Source organism: Spirosoma koreense (assembly GCF_054777875.1).
In genome coordinates this window covers 191,782-208,569 of record NZ_BAAHAC010000002.1, presented here as the reverse complement: position 1 = coordinate 208,569, position 16,788 = coordinate 191,782, and the positions used below count along the sequence as shown (strand labels likewise).

The 16,788-nt window shown below is 52.6% G+C and carries 15 protein-coding genes; 12 read left to right on the top strand and 3 right to left on the bottom strand.

The features are described from left to right. Positions 1-36 precede the first annotated feature (36 nt). Complete coding sequence (locus ACYVC2_RS01520) at positions 37-1,230, bottom strand: rhomboid family intramembrane serine protease (protein ID WP_461100509.1); 1,194 nt, start codon at positions 1,228-1,230, stop codon at positions 37-39. Positions 1,231-1,266: 36 nt separating this feature from the next. Beyond that, positions 1,267-2,622: a PQQ-dependent sugar dehydrogenase gene (locus ACYVC2_RS01515; RefSeq protein ID WP_461100508.1), complete on the bottom strand. Its 1,356-nt coding sequence runs from the start codon at positions 2,620-2,622 to the stop codon at positions 1,267-1,269. A 310-nt stretch (positions 2,623-2,932) separates the two neighbouring features. On the opposite strand from ACYVC2_RS01515, the gene ACYVC2_RS01510 reads away from it, so the two are divergent. The 10 genes from ACYVC2_RS01510 to ACYVC2_RS01465 all read left to right on the top strand — a co-directional run bounded on the left by ACYVC2_RS01510 (position 2,933) and on the right by ACYVC2_RS01465 (position 12,376). Beyond that, positions 2,933-4,639 carry a PA14 domain-containing protein gene (locus ACYVC2_RS01510; protein WP_461100507.1) on the top strand — a complete coding sequence of 569 codons (1,707 nt, stop codon included), beginning with the start codon at positions 2,933-2,935 and terminating at the stop codon, positions 4,637-4,639. Positions 4,640-4,680: 41 nt separating this feature from the next. After that, the gene (locus ACYVC2_RS01505) at positions 4,681-5,019 is read left to right on the top strand and encodes a tRNA-binding protein (protein ID WP_461100506.1); all 339 of its coding nucleotides are present in this window, start codon (positions 4,681-4,683) and stop codon (positions 5,017-5,019) included. 27 nt (positions 5,020-5,046) lie between these two features. Further along, the gene (locus tag ACYVC2_RS01500; protein WP_461100505.1) at positions 5,047-7,068 is read left to right on the top strand and encodes a plastocyanin/azurin family copper-binding protein; all 2,022 of its coding nucleotides are present in this window, start codon (positions 5,047-5,049) and stop codon (positions 7,066-7,068) included. 126 nt (positions 7,069-7,194) lie between these two features. After that, positions 7,195-7,437, top strand: coding sequence for an AbrB/MazE/SpoVT family DNA-binding domain-containing protein (locus ACYVC2_RS01495; RefSeq protein ID WP_461100504.1), 243 nt, complete (start codon positions 7,195-7,197; stop codon positions 7,435-7,437). Next, on the top strand, positions 7,431-7,754 hold the full coding sequence (locus tag ACYVC2_RS01490) for a type II toxin-antitoxin system PemK/MazF family toxin (protein WP_461100503.1): 324 nt from the start codon (positions 7,431-7,433) through the stop codon (positions 7,752-7,754). Before ACYVC2_RS01495 ends, ACYVC2_RS01490 begins: the two co-directional genes overlap by 7 nt. 7 nt (positions 7,755-7,761) lie before the next feature. Next, positions 7,762-8,301 carry a hypothetical protein gene (locus ACYVC2_RS01485; protein WP_461100502.1) on the top strand — a complete coding sequence of 180 codons (540 nt, stop codon included), beginning with the start codon at positions 7,762-7,764 and terminating at the stop codon, positions 8,299-8,301. A gap of 81 nt (positions 8,302-8,382) precedes the next feature. Then, the gene (locus tag ACYVC2_RS01480) at positions 8,383-9,777 is read left to right on the top strand and encodes a M28 family metallopeptidase (RefSeq protein WP_461100501.1); all 1,395 of its coding nucleotides are present in this window, start codon (positions 8,383-8,385) and stop codon (positions 9,775-9,777) included. A 127-nt stretch (positions 9,778-9,904) separates the two neighbouring features. Then, on the top strand, positions 9,905-11,185 hold the full coding sequence (locus ACYVC2_RS01475; RefSeq protein WP_461100500.1) for an aminotransferase class V-fold PLP-dependent enzyme: 1,281 nt from the start codon (positions 9,905-9,907) through the stop codon (positions 11,183-11,185). A gap of 229 nt (positions 11,186-11,414) precedes the next feature. Next, positions 11,415-11,873 carry a hypothetical protein gene (locus ACYVC2_RS01470; protein ID WP_461100499.1) on the top strand — a complete coding sequence of 153 codons (459 nt, stop codon included), beginning with the start codon at positions 11,415-11,417 and terminating at the stop codon, positions 11,871-11,873. Positions 11,874-11,908: 35 nt separating this feature from the next. After that, a complete protein-coding gene (locus ACYVC2_RS01465) occupies positions 11,909-12,376 on the top strand; it encodes a hypothetical protein (RefSeq protein ID WP_461100498.1) in 468 nt (155 codons plus the stop codon). Between the two features lie 139 nt (positions 12,377-12,515). Here the strand turns inward: ACYVC2_RS01465 and ACYVC2_RS01460 are convergent, their stop codons facing one another. Further along, complete coding sequence (locus ACYVC2_RS01460; protein WP_461100497.1) at positions 12,516-13,529, bottom strand: trypsin-like serine peptidase; 1,014 nt, start codon at positions 13,527-13,529, stop codon at positions 12,516-12,518. A gap of 413 nt (positions 13,530-13,942) precedes the next feature. Between ACYVC2_RS01460 and ACYVC2_RS01455 the strand changes: the two genes are divergently transcribed. Together ACYVC2_RS01455 and ACYVC2_RS01450 are read left to right on the top strand one after the other, a co-directional pair. Beyond that, positions 13,943-15,115, top strand: coding sequence for a pyridoxal phosphate-dependent aminotransferase (locus tag ACYVC2_RS01455; RefSeq protein ID WP_461100496.1), 1,173 nt, complete (start codon positions 13,943-13,945; stop codon positions 15,113-15,115). A gap of 91 nt (positions 15,116-15,206) precedes the next feature. After that, a complete protein-coding gene (locus ACYVC2_RS01450) occupies positions 15,207-16,778 on the top strand; it encodes a flavin monoamine oxidase family protein (RefSeq protein WP_461100495.1) in 1,572 nt (523 codons plus the stop codon). Positions 16,779-16,788: the final 10 nt, after the last annotated feature.

Genomic DNA, 16,788 nt, shown 5'->3' with positions numbered 1-16,788 from the left:
CAAAAGCCGTAAGGTGCACCGCAGGTCGGGCTGGCTTTACTGCTTTTTCAGTTGATCCATAACCTGCTGAATCTGGCGATCATAAGCCTCGATCTGCTGGTCGTGCACGTGGGTCGTATCGATCAGCGAACGTTGTATGAGCGTAAAGCTTCGGAGCCGGAGGTTACTGTACTGAAGGAGTAACTTCGTATGCTGCTGGTATTTGGCCGGAAGTTTGTACTTACTGGCGTCGTCGAGCAACCCGATGGCTTCCCGCCAGGCCGGAAGGCCTCGTTCATCGATGGCCTTAGCCACCCCTGCTGCCGACGTATTGGCTGGTAGTTTAAAGACACTCATCGCCCGTTCGTCGAGCTGACCAAATTTCTTCATGACCCGCTCGTAATCAGCCATCGGATTTGCGGTATTCAAATACACTACGGTGGCTATCCCACCGACGACGATCGGTGGGATAATCGTCAGAAAAGTCCGCTCCGAGGTTCGATTTGGGTGCAGGGCCGAGTAATAAAACGCATAGCCGAAAAACAGTCCGGCCAGCAGTCCGCCGATGTGGGCCGCATTGTCGATGCCAGCCTGTAGCCCGATCATCAGGTTGTAGCCAACGAATACCAGAATGCTTCGGAGCAGACTCCGGCGCGTTTCGGCATCGAGCCAGTTGGTTGTAAGTAAGGCCAGAAAGACCCCATACAGGCCAAAAATAGCGCCCGACGCCCCCGCCCCCAACACGACGTCGTGCCACCAGAGACTGACGACGCTACCGAGCAAACCGGCCGTGAGGTAGGCGATGGTAAATTGCCGGGTACCCAGCAGGGGTTCCAGAACGGGGCCAATCTGAACCAGCGCATACATGTTGAAAAGCAGGTGAAGCACGCCGATGTGCAGAAAGCAACTGGTGAACAAACGCCACGGCTGACCGTCCAGGGTTAGGGGTGTATAATTGGCTCCCCAGCGAATAAGGGCCTCCCCGGCGGGGTGCAGGGCGTTTACTCCCGTCAACACCATGAGGATGAAAACGCCCACGTTCAGCCAGACGAGTACCGGTGTGACAATGTACCCTTCGGCCGGTTTGAGTACATCCAGCGGGTTACTTCGCCCAGGAATTTCGGAAACGGGGTCGGTGGTCTGAACAGGCGACCCACCCGACTCGTGCCTGGAACTCGGGTCGGGCGGGGGGGTAGACGCGGCAGGTTGTTTATCTTCCGAGTCAGCAGACTCTGTTGGCTCCTGGCTCATAGAACGAAAGGTGGGTTGAAGACAGACTATTCGGGCTTATTTTTTGGCCATGACGCGCCATACTTTTCCTTTTACCGAATCGGTAATGTAGAGCGAGCCATCGGGGCCCTGCGCCAGACCTACGGGCCGGGCTTTCGCATCGCCGGGGCTGGCCAGATCGAGCTTGCCCGCGTTGACGCTGGTACCGGGCTGACCCTGTTCGGGTACGCCCGCGAAGTTTTCGGCAAAGACCTCATACTTACCCGACGGCCGGCCGTCTTTTCCAAACGGTACGAACGCAACAAAATAACCACCCTGTTTGAGGGGAGCGCGGTTCCAGGAGCCGTGGAAACAAATAAACGCACCGTTTTTGTAGCGGGCCGGAAACTGATTGCCGGTGTAGAACAGCAAATCGTTGGGTGCCCAGTGGCCAGGGAACGCCATAATGGGTTTTTCTTTACCCGCGCACCGGTCTATTTTCGTACCGTCGCCACCGTATTCAGGGGCCAGGAACTTCGTATTTTTGGTATGATCAAAATAGCAGTAAGGCCAGCCGAAATCTGAGCCTTCTTTCACCATCAGAAACTCTTCAGAAGGTAATTCTGCGCTCATTTCATCGGTAAATACCCCGCCCCAGTTGTTGAGGTTGTCGCGGCCGTGCTGCATGGCATAAAGTGTGTTGGTAGCCGTGTTCCAGTCGAGGGCAACGGCGTTCCGGATGCCGGTTGCGTACCGTTTACCGTCAGCTTTGTGCTGGTTGAGTTTATTGGCGTCGAACTGCCAGATGCCGCCGTACTCTTCCAGAATGGGGCAGGGGTCCATTCCTTTTGAACCTTTCTGGCGGTCTTTTTCCTGACAGGCGTTGGAAGGCGCGCCGAAGTTGACGAACAGCTTACCATCGGGCGAGATGGCCAGCGACTTACTGGCGTGCTGACGCTGTAGGGTCAGTCCCACAACAATAGGTTCGGCGGGTGTCGTTTCCATCACTTTTCCGTTCGTCAGTTTGTAGCGGTACACCGACGTGTCCGACGACGCGTAAAGATAGTCGTTGTAAAGGGCCATGCCCGTACCGGTGTTGTTGCCAAACATTACGGTCTGGTCGGCGCGGCCGTCGCCATTGCTATCGATGAGTTCGACAATGCCTTTGCCCTCGTTCAGTTTCTCTAATTTGACAAAAACCGTCCCGGCTTTGTCGACGATAATATGCCGGGCTTTGCCCAGGTTGTCGGCAAAAACCGTAGCCTGAAAGCCGCCGGCCAGTTTGATGGCGCCTTCTTCGGGCGGACTGCTTTTGCGGGCGCGAGCCGGGTGCGTGGAGATTGCCGTTCTGGGTTTGGCGGGGTTGCCGGGCAGGGCGAAAGAAGACCCTGCGAGCGTTGTCGCCATGGTCAGCAGCAGTAACGTTGATTTCATGATCGTAGTTTGAGTTGGTCGTGTAGGTAAGTCGTTTGCAGCTAAACGGCCTGTGTCCTTATAAAGTTTGGTAGCGGCATTTTATAACCTTATCCTCAGCGGGCGGACTTCTGAGCTCATAAAATTAGGGTGTAAATTCGAAAGGCAATGTTGCCGCACTACATCATGCAGACACACGTAAATTAGCCTGCGATTAAAAATAAGATCGAAGTATAGACTTATCGGGCGAATATTTTAGAACTCCGTCAATAACCAGTTGACTTTCGTTAATTTTGGTGACCCTAACGACAAGGTTGCTTTTTTATCTCGTATGGATAAATCTATTGGAGTACGTTTGCGCCAGGTAGTCATGCTGCTGACCATCTGGCTAGTGTCTGTTTCATCTTATGCTCAGGGCGATCTGCCCAGGCTGACACTCGCTCAGCTGACTCGCCCATCGGGCTGGAGATTAGCCGGTTCTGTAACGCCGAACGCTGATGCTTCTTCCCTGCAAACCAAGTCGGGCGATAATCTGCTGGTGGGTTCGAGCGAACCCCTGGCTTTATTTACCCCAACCGCTGATTTCCGGACTCGTTTCGACGTGTTGACGACCGCAAATGCCGACCTCGTCCTGACGCTGCCGACCGGTCAGCAAATTCGTCTGACTCAGTCGTCGGACATCAATCGTCTGTTGAAAGCACCTGGGCTGTGGCAAACCATCGATGTGTGGTACAAGACCGGTAGTTCCAGCCAGTCGGCCATTCTTGAAAAGCTCGCGATTAACGGTATAACCGTCCGGGAAGGCCAGACGCTGGCTGGCAATAAGCTGGGCCCGCTCACGGTAATGGCCCAATCAGGTAGCCTGGCCGTGCGAAATCTGGGCTATCGGGTCATGACGCCCCGTACGGTAGCGCAGTGGAGTGGTCCGCTCAGCTACACGATTGTCGAAGGTGGCTATATTCTGGACCCGAAAGAAGCGGCTCGTCGGAAAGTGCTGAAGCAGGATACCACGGGCATGCTGAACTACGAAGTCGCGTATGGTCAGCCACGTCAGTATTCGATCTTCTTTTCGGGAAAGTTAAATGCCTTGCAGGCGGGCGACTACCGCTTCGATCTCGACCAGGGCGGAGCTGCCGCGTTATGGATCGATGGCAAAGAAATCATTCCGATCAATCACCTCGAACTGGGCATGCCCAACACGGGCAATGCACCCTTGACCGCAGGGCCTCACGCCGTCACGGTGTATTTTTCACGCTCGTGGTTCCGGCCGGGGCTTGGCCTGTTTGTGTCGCAGGCCGGTACGCGCCCGCAACCCCTGCACGCGCCCGGTTCATTGCCCGAGCCCGACGCTGTGGCGGTGGTGAGCGTAAATCCGGACTACGGCGACGCCCGCAATCAGGTGCAGCGGATTCGTTCGTTTGTGCAGATGCCCGGTGAGAAAACAAAACGGACCCACAGCCTGTCGGTTGGCTCGCCGACCGGGGTGCACTACACCGTCGATCTGAATCAGATGGCGCTGTTACAAGCCTGGAAAGGCGATTTTGCCAACGTAACCGAGATGTGGTACGAGCGGGGCGAACCTCAACTGCTCGCGCCCTTGGGAGTTACCGTACTGCTGCCGGCCCAAACTCCCCTGATGGTCCTTGCCAGTGATGCCACAGCCTGGCCCGATAGCGTGGGCGAAGATATGCTCCGGTACAAAGGGCTCGATATCGACAAACAGGGCGTTCCCACGTTGAATTATGTGCTGGCCGGTGCGACCGTTACGGATGCGATTCGGCCGGAGGGTAATGCGCTGGTCCGGACCCTGACGCTGACGGGCACCCCGACGGGTACGCCCTATTGCCGACTCGCGGCTGGAGCCTCCCTGGAAGAAGTCAGTAAAGGACTGTATGCCGTCAACGACCGGAGCTACTACGTACGGTTCGATCCGAAAGCGAAAGTGAAGCTGCGTCAGAGCAACGGTAAGCAGGAGTTACTGATGCCCATTGAGCTAAAAAACGGCTCTGGATCGATACAATACTCGGTTGTATTTTGAAGCAACGATTGTTGACGGGTCGAAAAACGTTTAACCGCAGTATGAACGATCAGATTACCTGGGCTGACTTCGAGAAGGTAGAAATTCGGACGGGGACGATTGTGGCCGCCGACGAATTTCCGCAGGCCCGAAAGCCTGCCTATAAACTAACCATCGATTTTGGCGAACTGGGCACCAAACGCACGTCGGCTCAACTTACCCGCCTGTATGGTCGGGAGGAACTGGTAGGAAAACAGGTGGTAGCGGTCGTCAATTTTCCGCCGAAGCAGATTGCCACGTTTATGAGTGAATGCCTGGTGCTGGGCGCGGTCGGTGCTGATGGTTCGGTTACCTTGCTTCAGCCCGAGCGGACAACCCACAATGGGCTACGAATTGCCTGATAGTGAATGTAAAATGAATAATGTAAAATGAATAAGGCTGTTACCTTACTAGCGGTTGTTTTCGCACTTTCACTTTTGTCTACTTTTTCATTGGCTCAGCGTCCGGCCAGTGAAGACGATTATTATCGCCTGATAACCCTGCCTATTCCGGAAGATATCAAACTGGAAGTGGGTGGTCTGGCTCCGCTGGCCGACGGTCGGCTGGCTGCCTGTACGCGACGGGGCGATGTCTGGATCATCAGCAATCCGTATATGCAGGGGAGCCGTTTGCCGACCTTCAAAAAGTTTGCGTCGGGGCTGCATGAACCGTTGGGGCTGATGTGGCATCCGAAGGGTTATTTCCTCTGTACGCAGCGGGGCGAAGTCACGAAACTGGTCGATAAGGATGGCGACGGCGTAGCGGACGAATACAGCTCGTTCTATAAATGGCCGCTGTCGGGAAACTACCATGAATACAGTTACGGTCCGCTGTTGCTGCCCGATGGTGATATGGTCATTACGCTGAACCTCGACTGGATTGGTTACGGAGCCAGCCTGGCCAAGTGGCGGGGCTGGATGCTGAAATTGACCGAAAAAGGCGAGATGACTCCCTGGGCAACCGGCCTGCGCTCACCCGCCGGATTCGGCATCCTGCGCGACGGCAGCATTCTGTATACCGAAAACCAGGGTGACTGGGTCGGGTCGGGGCGGATGACGCACCTGGAAAAAGGCGATTTTGCGGGTAACCCGGCCGGACTGCGCTGGTCAGGTGAACCCGGCTCCCCGCTAAGCCTTAAACCCGAAGATGTACCGAGTACGGGAAAGCCGATGTTCGAGGTGGCCAAGACGATCAAAAATCTGAAAGTGCCTGCGGTTTGGTTTCCGCACACGCTGATGGGAATCTCGACCTCCGATTTCAAGCAGGATACCACAAAAGGGGCTTTCGGGCCGTTTGCCGAACAACTGTTCGTGGGCGACCAGGGCCACAGCAAAATCATGCGGGTGGCGCTTGAGAAAGTCAATGGCGAATGGCAGGGCGCATGTTTTCCGTTCCGGGAGGGTTTCGAATCGGGCATCATCCGGACCGTCTGGGGACAGGATGGATCGATGTTCGTCGGGATGACCAGCCGCGGCTGGGCCTCGACGGGCAAAGCTTCGTATGGGATTCAGCGGCTGGTCTGGACGGGAAAAACACCGTTCGAGATGAAAACGATTATGTCGAAACCTGACGGGTTTGAAGTAACGTTTACGTTGCCGGTCGATCGCAAAACCGCCGAAAATCCGGAGAGCTACAGCCTGAACAGCTTTACGTATCGCTACCACCGGACCTACGGTAGTCCGATTGAGGATGCCCGGCCCGTACCCATTCGGGGCGTTGTGGTGGCTCCTGATGGCATGAGCGCCCGGATCGTGGCCGATACGGTGCTGCGCGAAGGCTATATTCATGAAGTGAAAGCCGAAGGGGTTCGGTCGGCATCGGGGAATATGCCGCTGCTACACTCGGTTGGCTATTATACGCTCAATGCCATAGCACCGGGTGAGAAACTGACACTACCGGCCCGGGCGGTAGCGTTGGCGAAACACGACCATGCCGAGATGATGGCAGCTGAGAAAAAAGCGGCCGTTACGACCAGTAAAAACGTGAAGGCGGTAAACGCCAAGCGTACCGTGGCCATGCCCGCTGACTGGACCAACGGCCCGGATCAGTCGCTCACGATCGGCACGAAACCAGGACTGAAATTCGATGTGGAGAAACTGGAAGTAAAAGCGGGTAGCCGCATCAAGCTTGTCTTCAACAATAACGACGACATGCTGCACAACTGCGTGATTACCAAACCTGGTGCGGCCAATGCCGTTGGTGAAGCCGCTCTGAAGCTTAATCTGAACGGCCCGAAAATGAACTACGTCCCGAATTCGTCCAACGTGCTGTATCACACCAATATCCTCCAGCCCGAAACCTCGGAAACGATCTATTTCGTTGCCCCAACCGAGCCCGGCGACTACCAGTTCGTCTGTTCATTTCCCGGCCATTCTTCGCTGATGCAGGGAACGCTGAAGGTGGTGAAATAGATTAGGAAATAGCCGTCACCGATAAAGGTATTGTTAGCGAAGGAGTCTGGCAATACCTTTATTTTTAGGTTTTGTAATGAATAGCCGTTTGTGTACGTTTGTAATTACAACGTAATCACTTGGCCTATGCAGTTAGCTGTTGTTTCTATTGGAAATTCAAAAGGAATTCGCCTGCCGAAGACCGTCCTGGAGAAATACCAGATTACGAATTCAGTCGAGGTCGAAATGCTGGAGGATGGCCTGGTGTTAAGACCTGTTCGGAAACCACGGGAAGGATGGGAAGAGGCCTTTAAACAAATGCATGAAAACGGCGATGATCGTCTTCTGATTCCTGACGTGTTTGACGACGAAACCTGGGAAGAATGGTAATCAGTCAGTATGCTGTTATCCTGGTCAACCTTGACCCGACGGTGGGGAGCGCAGTAAAAAAGATCCGCCCCTGCGTAGTAATATCGCCTGATGAAATGAATCGACAGGTTAACACACTGGTGATTGCCCCCATGACATCGACATCCAAAGCGTATCCTTCGCGTGTTCAGGTTCAATCGGCTGGAAGAACCGGATGGGTTATGCTCGACCAGGTACGTACCATCGATCGGTTACGGGTTGTAAAAGTGCTTGGTAAGCTATCCAGCGAAGAGCGAGGTAAAATCAAACAGATAATTAAAGAGTTGTTTGTTGACTGATTCGACTTTGAAGCTATACATCCTACTCGGTTTATTCCTGACGGTATTTTCGCTGTCGACCCACGCCCAGCGTCGGCGTGATGACGATACGTCGCATTACCGAACCGTGCCGATTCCGGCGCATCTGATGCCCATTGAACGGGCTTATGGATCGTCGTCGCTGGGAAGCATTTATTTCTACGGCGGCAAGAAGCTTTCCTCGCCTTACTCACTGGAAATTCCGTTCTACGAACTGAACGACCCGGAGGTTTCCCACCATTTCCAGGCCTTCCGAACGCTCACCACTCTGAGTCGGCTAACGGCTTTGGTGCCGCTGGCTTATATTCTGTTGCAGAATAACCGCTACAACAGCGGGGCTTACTGGACTGTCTACGGCAGTTCAATTGCCGCTACCCTGACGCTCTCCATTATTGGTAATACGAAGGTGAGCAAAGCGGTTACGCGGTATAACGAGCTGCTACGACAACCCCGCCTAGGGGTATCCGTGGCGCCCGTGCCGCTGACTGGGCAGGGAGCCGTGGGTGCTGGTGTAGCCTGGTCTTTCTGATTTTATCTGTCATGAATCGCTAAGCGCAGGCCAACGGGTTTGCGCTTTTTTGTTAGTTTCGCTTGCACAATCATCAACTTCATGCAAAAACAACTCCTTCCTGCTTTCTTTCTGCTCAGCACGCTTTCGGCCACCGCGCAAACGACCATTATTAATCGGGATGCCCAGATTACCGACCTGGTTGCTCAGATCTCGGCCGACAGCCTGCGGGCGCACATCGACGGCCTCGTTAGTTTTGGAACACGACATACCCTGAGCGTACCGACGGATGCCAGCGCATCGATTGGTAAGAAGGGGCTCGGTGCCGCCCGCCAGTGGATTCTGGGTAAATTCAACCAGTATGCCAAACAGTCGGGCGGGCGAATGACCGCTGCGCTCGATACCTGGACGCTTCAGCCCGACGGCCGGCGCGTGGATAAACCGGCGAACATGGGAAACGTGATGGCGACGCTCAAAGGGACCGACCCGACCGACAACCGTATTTTTATCGTGCAGGGGCATATGGACAGCCGAGTCACGAACGTCATGAACCGGGAGTCCGATGCACCGGGCGCGAACGACGACGGGTCGGGTACAGCCGCGGTCATTGAACTTTGCCGCGTGATGAGTAAAGCGTCGTTTCCGGCTACGGTCGTATTTGTTACGCTGACGGGCGAAGAACAGGGACTGCTGGGTGCCGAACACCTGTCGGAGCGGGCCGTGAAGGAGAAATGGAACGTGGAGGCTGTACTGAATAACGACATCATGGGCAGCAACAACAGCAGCGATACCCGGATCATCGACAATACCCGCCTGCGGGTGTTCAGCGAAGGCCTACCCGGCTCTTTGTTGAAAGATACCACCGGACGAATCGGTCAGATCCGGCAGTTCGGCAATGAGAACGACGGAAAAGCCCGGACGCTGGCCCGTTATCTGAAAGAAATCGGGGAACGCTACGTCGAAAATCTGGAAGTCGTCATGGTGTACCGCAATGACCGTTACCTGCGCGGGGGCGACCATACGCCCTACGTACAGCGGGGTTTTGCCGCCGTTCGACTGACCGAAATGAACGAAAACTACGAGCATCAACATCAGGATTTACGGACAGAAAAGGGGGTCGAGTACGGTGATTATCCGAAATTCATGGATTTTGAATACCTCCGTAAAAACACAGCGGTCAATCTGGCTACACTGGCCAACCTGGCGAAATCGCCGACCGTACCGCAGAAAGTAACCGTCGACGTTCGAAATCTAACCAACTCAACCGTGCTCTACTGGCAGGCGCCACAATCGGCCGGGGTTGCGTCCAACAAAGTGAAAGGCTATTACGTGCTGATGCGGGAAACTTACTGGCCGTTCTGGCAGAAGAAGTTTTTCACTACCAAACTTGGTATGACGCTTCCCTACTCAAAAGACAATTATTACTTCGCCGTGCAGGCGGTTAGTGAAGATGGCAACGAGAGCCTACCCGTGTTGCCCGTGCCGAATCTGCGGTAGTAGGGGCTAATAATATCAAATTAAAAAGGCATATCGCTGAAACGGTGCCACGGTCATTGATAACATCATCGTAAACCGTGGCACCGTTTCAGCGATATACTCCGAATGAATCTAAATCTGCTTCACAATGTCCTCCCTTTCCAAACGAGAATTTTTGAGAACAATGGTTGGAGCCACGACCCTGTCGGCCGGACAATGGAAAGGTTTCGGCGAGGTGTTGGCACAGGTGGCACATATTCCAGCCTCAACCCTGGAAGGAGAAGAGGATTTCTGGAAGAAAATTCGGGCGTTGTATCCTGTGACGACCGACTTCATCCAGCTTGAGAATGGGTATTACTCACTGGCTGCGAAACCAGTTCTGGATAGCTATTTACAACACATTCGGGATGTAAACGCGGTGTCTTCCTACTACATGCGAACCCGCCAGTTTGCCGATAAACAGGAGTCGAACATCCAGTTGGCGAAACTGCTAGGCTGCTCACCTGATGAGCTGATCATCACCCGAAACACGACCGAATCGTTAGACACCGTCATTGCGGGCCTGAACTGGAAAGCCGGCGACGAAGCCGTTATGGCCGAGCAGGATTATGGAGCCATGCTCGATATGTTTCGGCTTCAGGCCCGCCGACACGGCACAGTCAACCGGCTGGTGTCGCTGCCTAACCACCCCGAATCCGATGAACAGATTGTCAGTCTGTACGAAAAAGCCATTACGCCCAGAACCCGGCTGCTGATGGTTTGCCAGCTGGTGAACATTACGGGACAGATTCTGCCAATCCGTCCGATCGTCGAGATGGCGCATCGGCATGGGGTTGAGGTGATTGTCGACGGTGCCCACGCCTTTGGACAGCTACAATTCACAATGGCTGACCTCGGCGGGTGCGATTATTACGCCAGCAGTCTGCACAAATGGCTTGGTACCCCGCTGGGGGCGGGTATTCTGTATGTACGCAAAGAAAAAATTCCAGGTTTATGGCCCTTATTTGCCGACAGCAGCGTTGCCGACGATGACATTCGGAAACTAAATCATACCGGAACTCATCCGGTTGCAACGGACCTGGCGATTCAGGATGCGATCCGCTTTCACAACGGTATCGGTACCGAACGCAAAGAAGCCCGGCTTCGGTACCTGCAACGGTACTGGACGGATCAGGTACGTCATCACCCCCGGATTGTACTGAATACGCCAAAAGCCCCGGCGCGTTCCTGCGCTATCGCCAATGTTGGCGTGTCCAGTCGAAAACCCGCTGATCTGGCTAAAGTGCTGTTTGAGAAGTACAACATTTTTACCGTAGCCATCGATAACCCGAAAGCTAGTGTTCAGGGGGTACGTGTTACGCCCCATCTCTACACAACTCCTGCGGAACTGGACGCATTTGTGAGGGCATTAAAAGAATTGGCGGGATAAGAAAAGGAGTTATTGCTGGCTGATGATTACTGTATATGAAGGGAACCTCGTGGTACAATGGGCCAGACAGTCATGACGAAAGATAAGCGTGGATTAAAAAATGTTAAAGACCTTGCATCAATAAGTCGGCTTCCTGCGTACGATAAGTATTGCTTAATTCGTTTTTTTCGTAGTTTACAGCCCAATTGTTTGTCTTCACCCCGATTATACTTTATAAATTCAACTGCTTATGAAGCGTTATTTGTATCCTCTCTGTTTTTTTGTGGTAGCCTTAATCGGTTTAAATGCCTGTTCTAAATCAAGCGATCCGGTAGCTGCTTCGCCTGTAGTAGGTCGTTGGGAATTGAATAGAGGAGTAGCCAGTAGCTTCCCTACTTCGTTAAGCATCAATGGGGCTCCCTTAGATTTATATTACTTAGGATCAGAGGGGTCTACATTAGATATTTTTTCGGATAATACATTTAACGAGAACTATAGGTCGGTTTATGTGACAGATGGTGGGGGGACCTGGGATTTCACCAATAATACGCTGAACTTGAAGTATAACTCAGGCGCGCAGGACTCGTACACTTACAGTAAAAATAAGAATATTGAAGAGCTTACTCAGGTTGCGCCTTCAGATTATAGCCTCCCTGTGTCGAGTACAGCAACCGTTCCAGGTAAGATGCAGTGGATTTACAGGAAGTAACGAACATTAAACTAGCCAAAATTCAGTAAGTGCTTATGAAGCGCTATTTATTTATAATCTGCCTGACGAGTTCTGTTATAGGATTGAACTCCTGCTCAAAGAATGATCCTGCACCAGACCCTGTCGTGGTAGGTAAATGGACATCTGCATATGTACTGGCAAGTGGGTATGTCGCACCGTATACGTCAAAAAACGGCGAGCACGTCAGCCTTTCCCGCTTCGGTATTAATGATGGCTATGATATTAAAAACGACAAGACGTTTATTTACACGGACAGAACCACTGCCAACAATCAGACACTTTCGGGCACTTGGAATTATAGCGGAACGCAGTTAATTCTGAAAGCTAATACTATGCAATCTGATACACTAACGTATGATGGTTCAGCAGCTACTCCTTTGCTACTGTCTAATAAAGTGGCAGTGAAAGACTCATTAGTTAATCCAACTACGAACAAAAAGGAACTGGTGCAATTTAACCTGCAACTTGTCTACAGTAAATAGTAGATAAGCGCTCTTGCTAACGTAGTGAACAAGTCCGATGCAAATCCATCGGACTTGTTTTATTTTTTGTGCTCCCATGCACGATATCGACTAGCCGATGAAACAAGAGGGTGTTAACAGGCGACACCATAGTAATTGTTCAAAGCCCATCGACAATCTCTTTAATCCGTAGCCCGGTAATGCCCTCATTCCGGAAAACAGGCTGGCTCGACTCCGGATCGGTGAGTGTGCCGCCAGCATGGTGCAGGGCTACGACTTCCCAGGCCGAATTAAAAACGGGAGATCCAGAAGAGCCCGGTAACGTATCGGTCAGATACTGAATGACCCGGTCGCCAACGCCCGTCACGATGTTGTGGTAAAGCGCGATCTGTTTGGGGCCACCTGCCGGATGCTGAATGATATTGACGAAATCGTCTTTCTGAACCGGCGTTGTGCCAAACAAAAGCGCACCGTATTTAGTGTTCGGATCGCCCTGAACCTTCACAATCGTGAAATCCAGGTCCGCCGTTTCCGCCCGGTCGGTGCAGGTCAGGAAACCCGCGTCGGGAGTTAACAGAAACTCTTCATAGGGCGCATCCAGATCCTGAGTTGTTTTCTGGTAATTGAATTGCACGATGGACTGGCTGGCCGCCTGTTTGCTTTTGATCACGTGGTTGTTGGTCACGATATAATTATTGGCAATCAGAAAGCCTGTTCCCAGACCGTCGGGCCCAACGATCCGTACAACGGCCTGTGCATGATCAAGTCCGCGTTGTAAAAAGCTAATCGGCAGGAGCGTGGTTTTAGCACCCATCAGTTTCTCCAGCCGCTTTTCTTCTTCCGGCGGAGCGACCATTGAGGATGACGGTTTGGGTGCTTGGACCGAAAACTGACCTTTTCGGAAGTTTTCCAGAATACCTTGCAGCGTCTCATCATCGGCCCCCAGTTCGTTGGGACCGGTTACTACTTCGAGTAAGGCAATAATCCGTTTCCAGGTTGTCGCCTGGCGCGCATAATCCAGAATATTGAACCACATCACCACAGGCGTTCCGTCGGTATCAATCTGAATAGTGTTCAGGTTAGCTTGTTCACAAACCCGTATCGCGTCGTTTTCTCGACGGTACAGGCGGGCCAGTCGGTAATTGAGTGTGGTGAGATCAGTATTCCATTCCATACCAATAAAGATTTTGAGGGAAGTGCTGGAAGCGGAAAAGTCCTTTTGATGAAAAGGTATCACATAATAACGGATCGCCGGATGCCTATTTTATCAATCGGCGGTTGCGCAAGAAGCACGATCGATTCTTCGCCTTTCGTTGTCTAAAAGTCGGGCTCGTTTGCCGTTCCATAAATTCCTGGCAAAAGGCAGTCTCTTCGCTAATTGAAAATTTTTATTTGGCGAATTATATATTGACTCACTATTAATTTTGCCTAATTGTATAGAAGCCAAATAATCAATGATGTTTTTCCCGCCATGGATCGCTTTTTAATGACGATTAATTCGTACTTTCACAGAACTCTATCTACTGGAAGGGTGCAGGGTGCTTTACTTAAATTTTATCCGGGATAAATACAAAAAACCAACTGCTCATGTCATCACAACTAACTCGTCGGGACTGGCTGCGCGCCAGCGGTTTCCTGACGGCCGGTCTCAGTCTGAGCCGGTTTACTTCCGCTGAAGCTGGTCGCTTAAATGCCCCCTTTGTGTCGGCGTTTACCAATGAGTTTGCGTTTGCTGATGACCCGTTCGCGAGAATGCCCAAGCTGAAGGCGCGTCTGCTGGCCAATGAGAATCCGTTGGGCATTTCGCCATCTGCTAAAGAAGCGCTGGTCAAAGCGGCTGAGATTGGGAACCGGTATGCCTGGATGGAGTTTGCTCAGTTGAAAACACCTCTGGCGGCTAATGAAGGCGTAAAGCCCGAAAACATCATGATGTCGCCTGGTTCGTCGGATATTCTAATGGCCGCTGCCGATTATTTTGCTAAAGGGGGCGGTACGATTCTGACCAGTGCCATGACCTATGACGATCTGCTCCAGCGGGCTGAGAAGTTCGGGGCAAAGATCAAGGCCATGCCCATGACGAAAGATTACAAATACGATCTGCCAGCCATCAAAGCAGCCATTACACCCGAGGTGAAGCTGGTGTATATCGTGAACCCGAATAACCCGACCGGTACCATCGTGCCAACGGCGGAGCTGGAAGCGTTCTGTCGGGAGGTAGCGCCCAAAGTGCCGGTCTTCATCGACGAAGCATACATTGATTTCTACGAACCGGCAGAGCGGCCCAAACTGGGCAAACTGGTCAGCGAAGGGTTGAACCTGATTCTGGCCCGCACCTTCTCGAAAATCCACGGATTTGCGGGCCTGCGCCTTGGTTACGCCATAGCTCAACCCGACATGCTGAAAGTTCTGCACGCCTATACCAACGGCGAATTTGCGGTCAGCATCACGACACTGATGGCCGGTATTGCCAGCTACAAAGATATCGACTGGCAAAATCACTGCCGGGCCGAAAATGCCAAAGCCCGCACATATACGACAAAAGCACTGACCGACATGGGCTACGAAGTAATTCCGTCGGCGGCAAACTTTATTCTGTTTCCGATTCGCATGAAAACCAAGACGTTCGAAAATCAGATGTTTGGGCAGGGAATTGGCATTCAGACACGCGATTTCAACGGGCAACCCTACTGCCGGGTTAGTGTCGGCACGATGGACGAGATGGCTATTTTTATCGATGGGTTTAAAAAAGTAGTAGGATAGTTTAATGAATAATGAATAATGCACAATGAATAACGTACGACGAACTCATTATGCATTATCCATTATCCATTCTGCATTATTCATTAACTGAATGACGCGAAGAGATTTCATCAATTCTACGAGTGCTGGTTATGCCAGCCTGATGGCTTGGGGCCAGTTGCCTGCTGCGCCAGCGTCGGCGCTGGATTTGCCGGCCAACGGACTGGCCAAAGATGGTAAAGGCCGGAAGGTGATTATTTTAGGCGCGGGTCTGGCTGGTATGACCACGGCTTACGAACTCGGCAAACTGGGTTACGACTGCACGGTACTCGAAGCCCGTATGCGCTCAGGTGGCCGGGTCTGGACGGTTCGGAATGGAACTCAGGAAACCGAGCTGGGCGGTGCAGGACAGACCTGTTCGTTTGCCGATGGGCTGTATTTTAACGGCGGAGCGGCCCGGATTCCACACCGCCACCAGATAACCCTGCATTACTGTCGGGAACTGGGAGTGCCACTGGAGATTTTCAATGGGGCGAACGAATCGGCTTATCTTTACAACGATGGAGGAACGGGTGATCTGGGTAACAAGCGCATGCGAATCGGCGAGTATCACAACGATATGCGCGGCTATACGTCTGAATTGCTGGCAAAAGCGCTCGACCAGTCGAGCCTCGATCAACAGTTGACCAAAGAAGACGTTGAAAAGCTGATCGACTTTCTGAAAAATGAAGGTGATCTGAACACGGCTCATCTCTATAAAGGCACCAACCGGCGCGGTTACAAACACCAGAGCCACCCTGGTGCCGGCCATGCACCGGGTACCCAGACTGATCCGTATGGACTCACCGAACTGCTACGCTCGGGCTTCATGCAACCGGTTTTCTACAATGTTGGCGACTATGCCTACGAACAGCAAACGACGCTTCTGCAGCCCGTAGGTGGTATGGACGCTATTCCGAAGGCGCTGGAAAAAAAACTGTCGGGTAAAATTATTTTCGGAGCGCCCGTTACAGAGCTGCGCAAAACCGAGAATGGCGTACGGGTCGTGTACCAGAAGGCAGGCAAGCCGGTTGAAGTTACGGGTGAGTTCTGCGTTTGCACACTTCCCCTGCCTATGCTCAAAAACCTGGAGTCGGATCTGTCGGGAACCGTGAAGCGGGCGGCTGATTTCGTTCCGTATATGAAGACCGGTAAAATCGGTCTTCAGTTCAAACGGCGATTCTGGGAAGAAGACGATGGTATTTACGGCGGTATCTCGCGCACTAATATGGATATCAACCAAATCTGGTACCCATCGTTTGGTTTACAGGGACCCAGGGGTGTTTTGATCGGCTATTATAATTTTTACAGCCGCGCCGAAGCGGTCGGGGCCTTATCCGTTGCCGAGCGCGAAAAGATGGCATTAACGCAGGGCGGAAAAATCCATCCGCAGTATCCGGCTGAGTTCGAGAATTCGTTTTCTCTGGCCTGGCATCGCATTCCCTACAATGCAGGTGGTTGGGCCGTATACGATGAGGCCACCCGCAAAAAATATTACCCATCCCTGCTGGAGCCCGATGGCAATATCTACTTTGCCGGTGAGCATACCACCTACCTGACAGCCTGGATGGCCGGTGCGTTTACGTCGGCTCGTCGGACTGTGGAAGCTATTCATGCGCGCGTTGGCGAATACACGAAGAAATAAATTTGAACAT

What these genes read in the sequence shown, in the direction of transcription:
- ACYVC2_RS01520 (WP_461100509.1), bottom strand. Translation starts at nt 1,230, where the DNA reads ATGAGCCAGGAGCCAACAGAGTCTGCTGACTCGGAAGATAAACAACCT.
- ACYVC2_RS01515 (WP_461100508.1), bottom strand. Translation starts at nt 2,622, where the DNA reads ATGAAATCAACGTTACTGCTGCTGACCATGGCGACAACGCTCGCAGGG.
- ACYVC2_RS01510 (WP_461100507.1), top strand. Translation starts at nt 2,933, where the DNA reads ATGGATAAATCTATTGGAGTACGTTTGCGCCAGGTAGTCATGCTGCTG.
- ACYVC2_RS01505 (WP_461100506.1), top strand. Translation starts at nt 4,681, where the DNA reads ATGAACGATCAGATTACCTGGGCTGACTTCGAGAAGGTAGAAATTCGG.
- ACYVC2_RS01500 (WP_461100505.1), top strand. Translation starts at nt 5,047, where the DNA reads ATGAATAAGGCTGTTACCTTACTAGCGGTTGTTTTCGCACTTTCACTT.
- ACYVC2_RS01495 (WP_461100504.1), top strand. Translation starts at nt 7,195, where the DNA reads ATGCAGTTAGCTGTTGTTTCTATTGGAAATTCAAAAGGAATTCGCCTG.
- ACYVC2_RS01490 (WP_461100503.1), top strand. Translation starts at nt 7,431, where the DNA reads ATGGTAATCAGTCAGTATGCTGTTATCCTGGTCAACCTTGACCCGACG.
- ACYVC2_RS01480 (WP_461100501.1), top strand. Translation starts at nt 8,383, where the DNA reads ATGCAAAAACAACTCCTTCCTGCTTTCTTTCTGCTCAGCACGCTTTCG.
- ACYVC2_RS01475 (WP_461100500.1), top strand. Translation starts at nt 9,905, where the DNA reads ATGTCCTCCCTTTCCAAACGAGAATTTTTGAGAACAATGGTTGGAGCC.
- ACYVC2_RS01470 (WP_461100499.1), top strand. Translation starts at nt 11,415, where the DNA reads ATGAAGCGTTATTTGTATCCTCTCTGTTTTTTTGTGGTAGCCTTAATC.
- ACYVC2_RS01465 (WP_461100498.1), top strand. Translation starts at nt 11,909, where the DNA reads ATGAAGCGCTATTTATTTATAATCTGCCTGACGAGTTCTGTTATAGGA.
- ACYVC2_RS01460 (WP_461100497.1), bottom strand. Translation starts at nt 13,529, where the DNA reads ATGGAATGGAATACTGATCTCACCACACTCAATTACCGACTGGCCCGC.
- ACYVC2_RS01455 (WP_461100496.1), top strand. Translation starts at nt 13,943, where the DNA reads ATGTCATCACAACTAACTCGTCGGGACTGGCTGCGCGCCAGCGGTTTC.
- ACYVC2_RS01450 (WP_461100495.1), top strand. Translation starts at nt 15,207, where the DNA reads ATGACGCGAAGAGATTTCATCAATTCTACGAGTGCTGGTTATGCCAGC.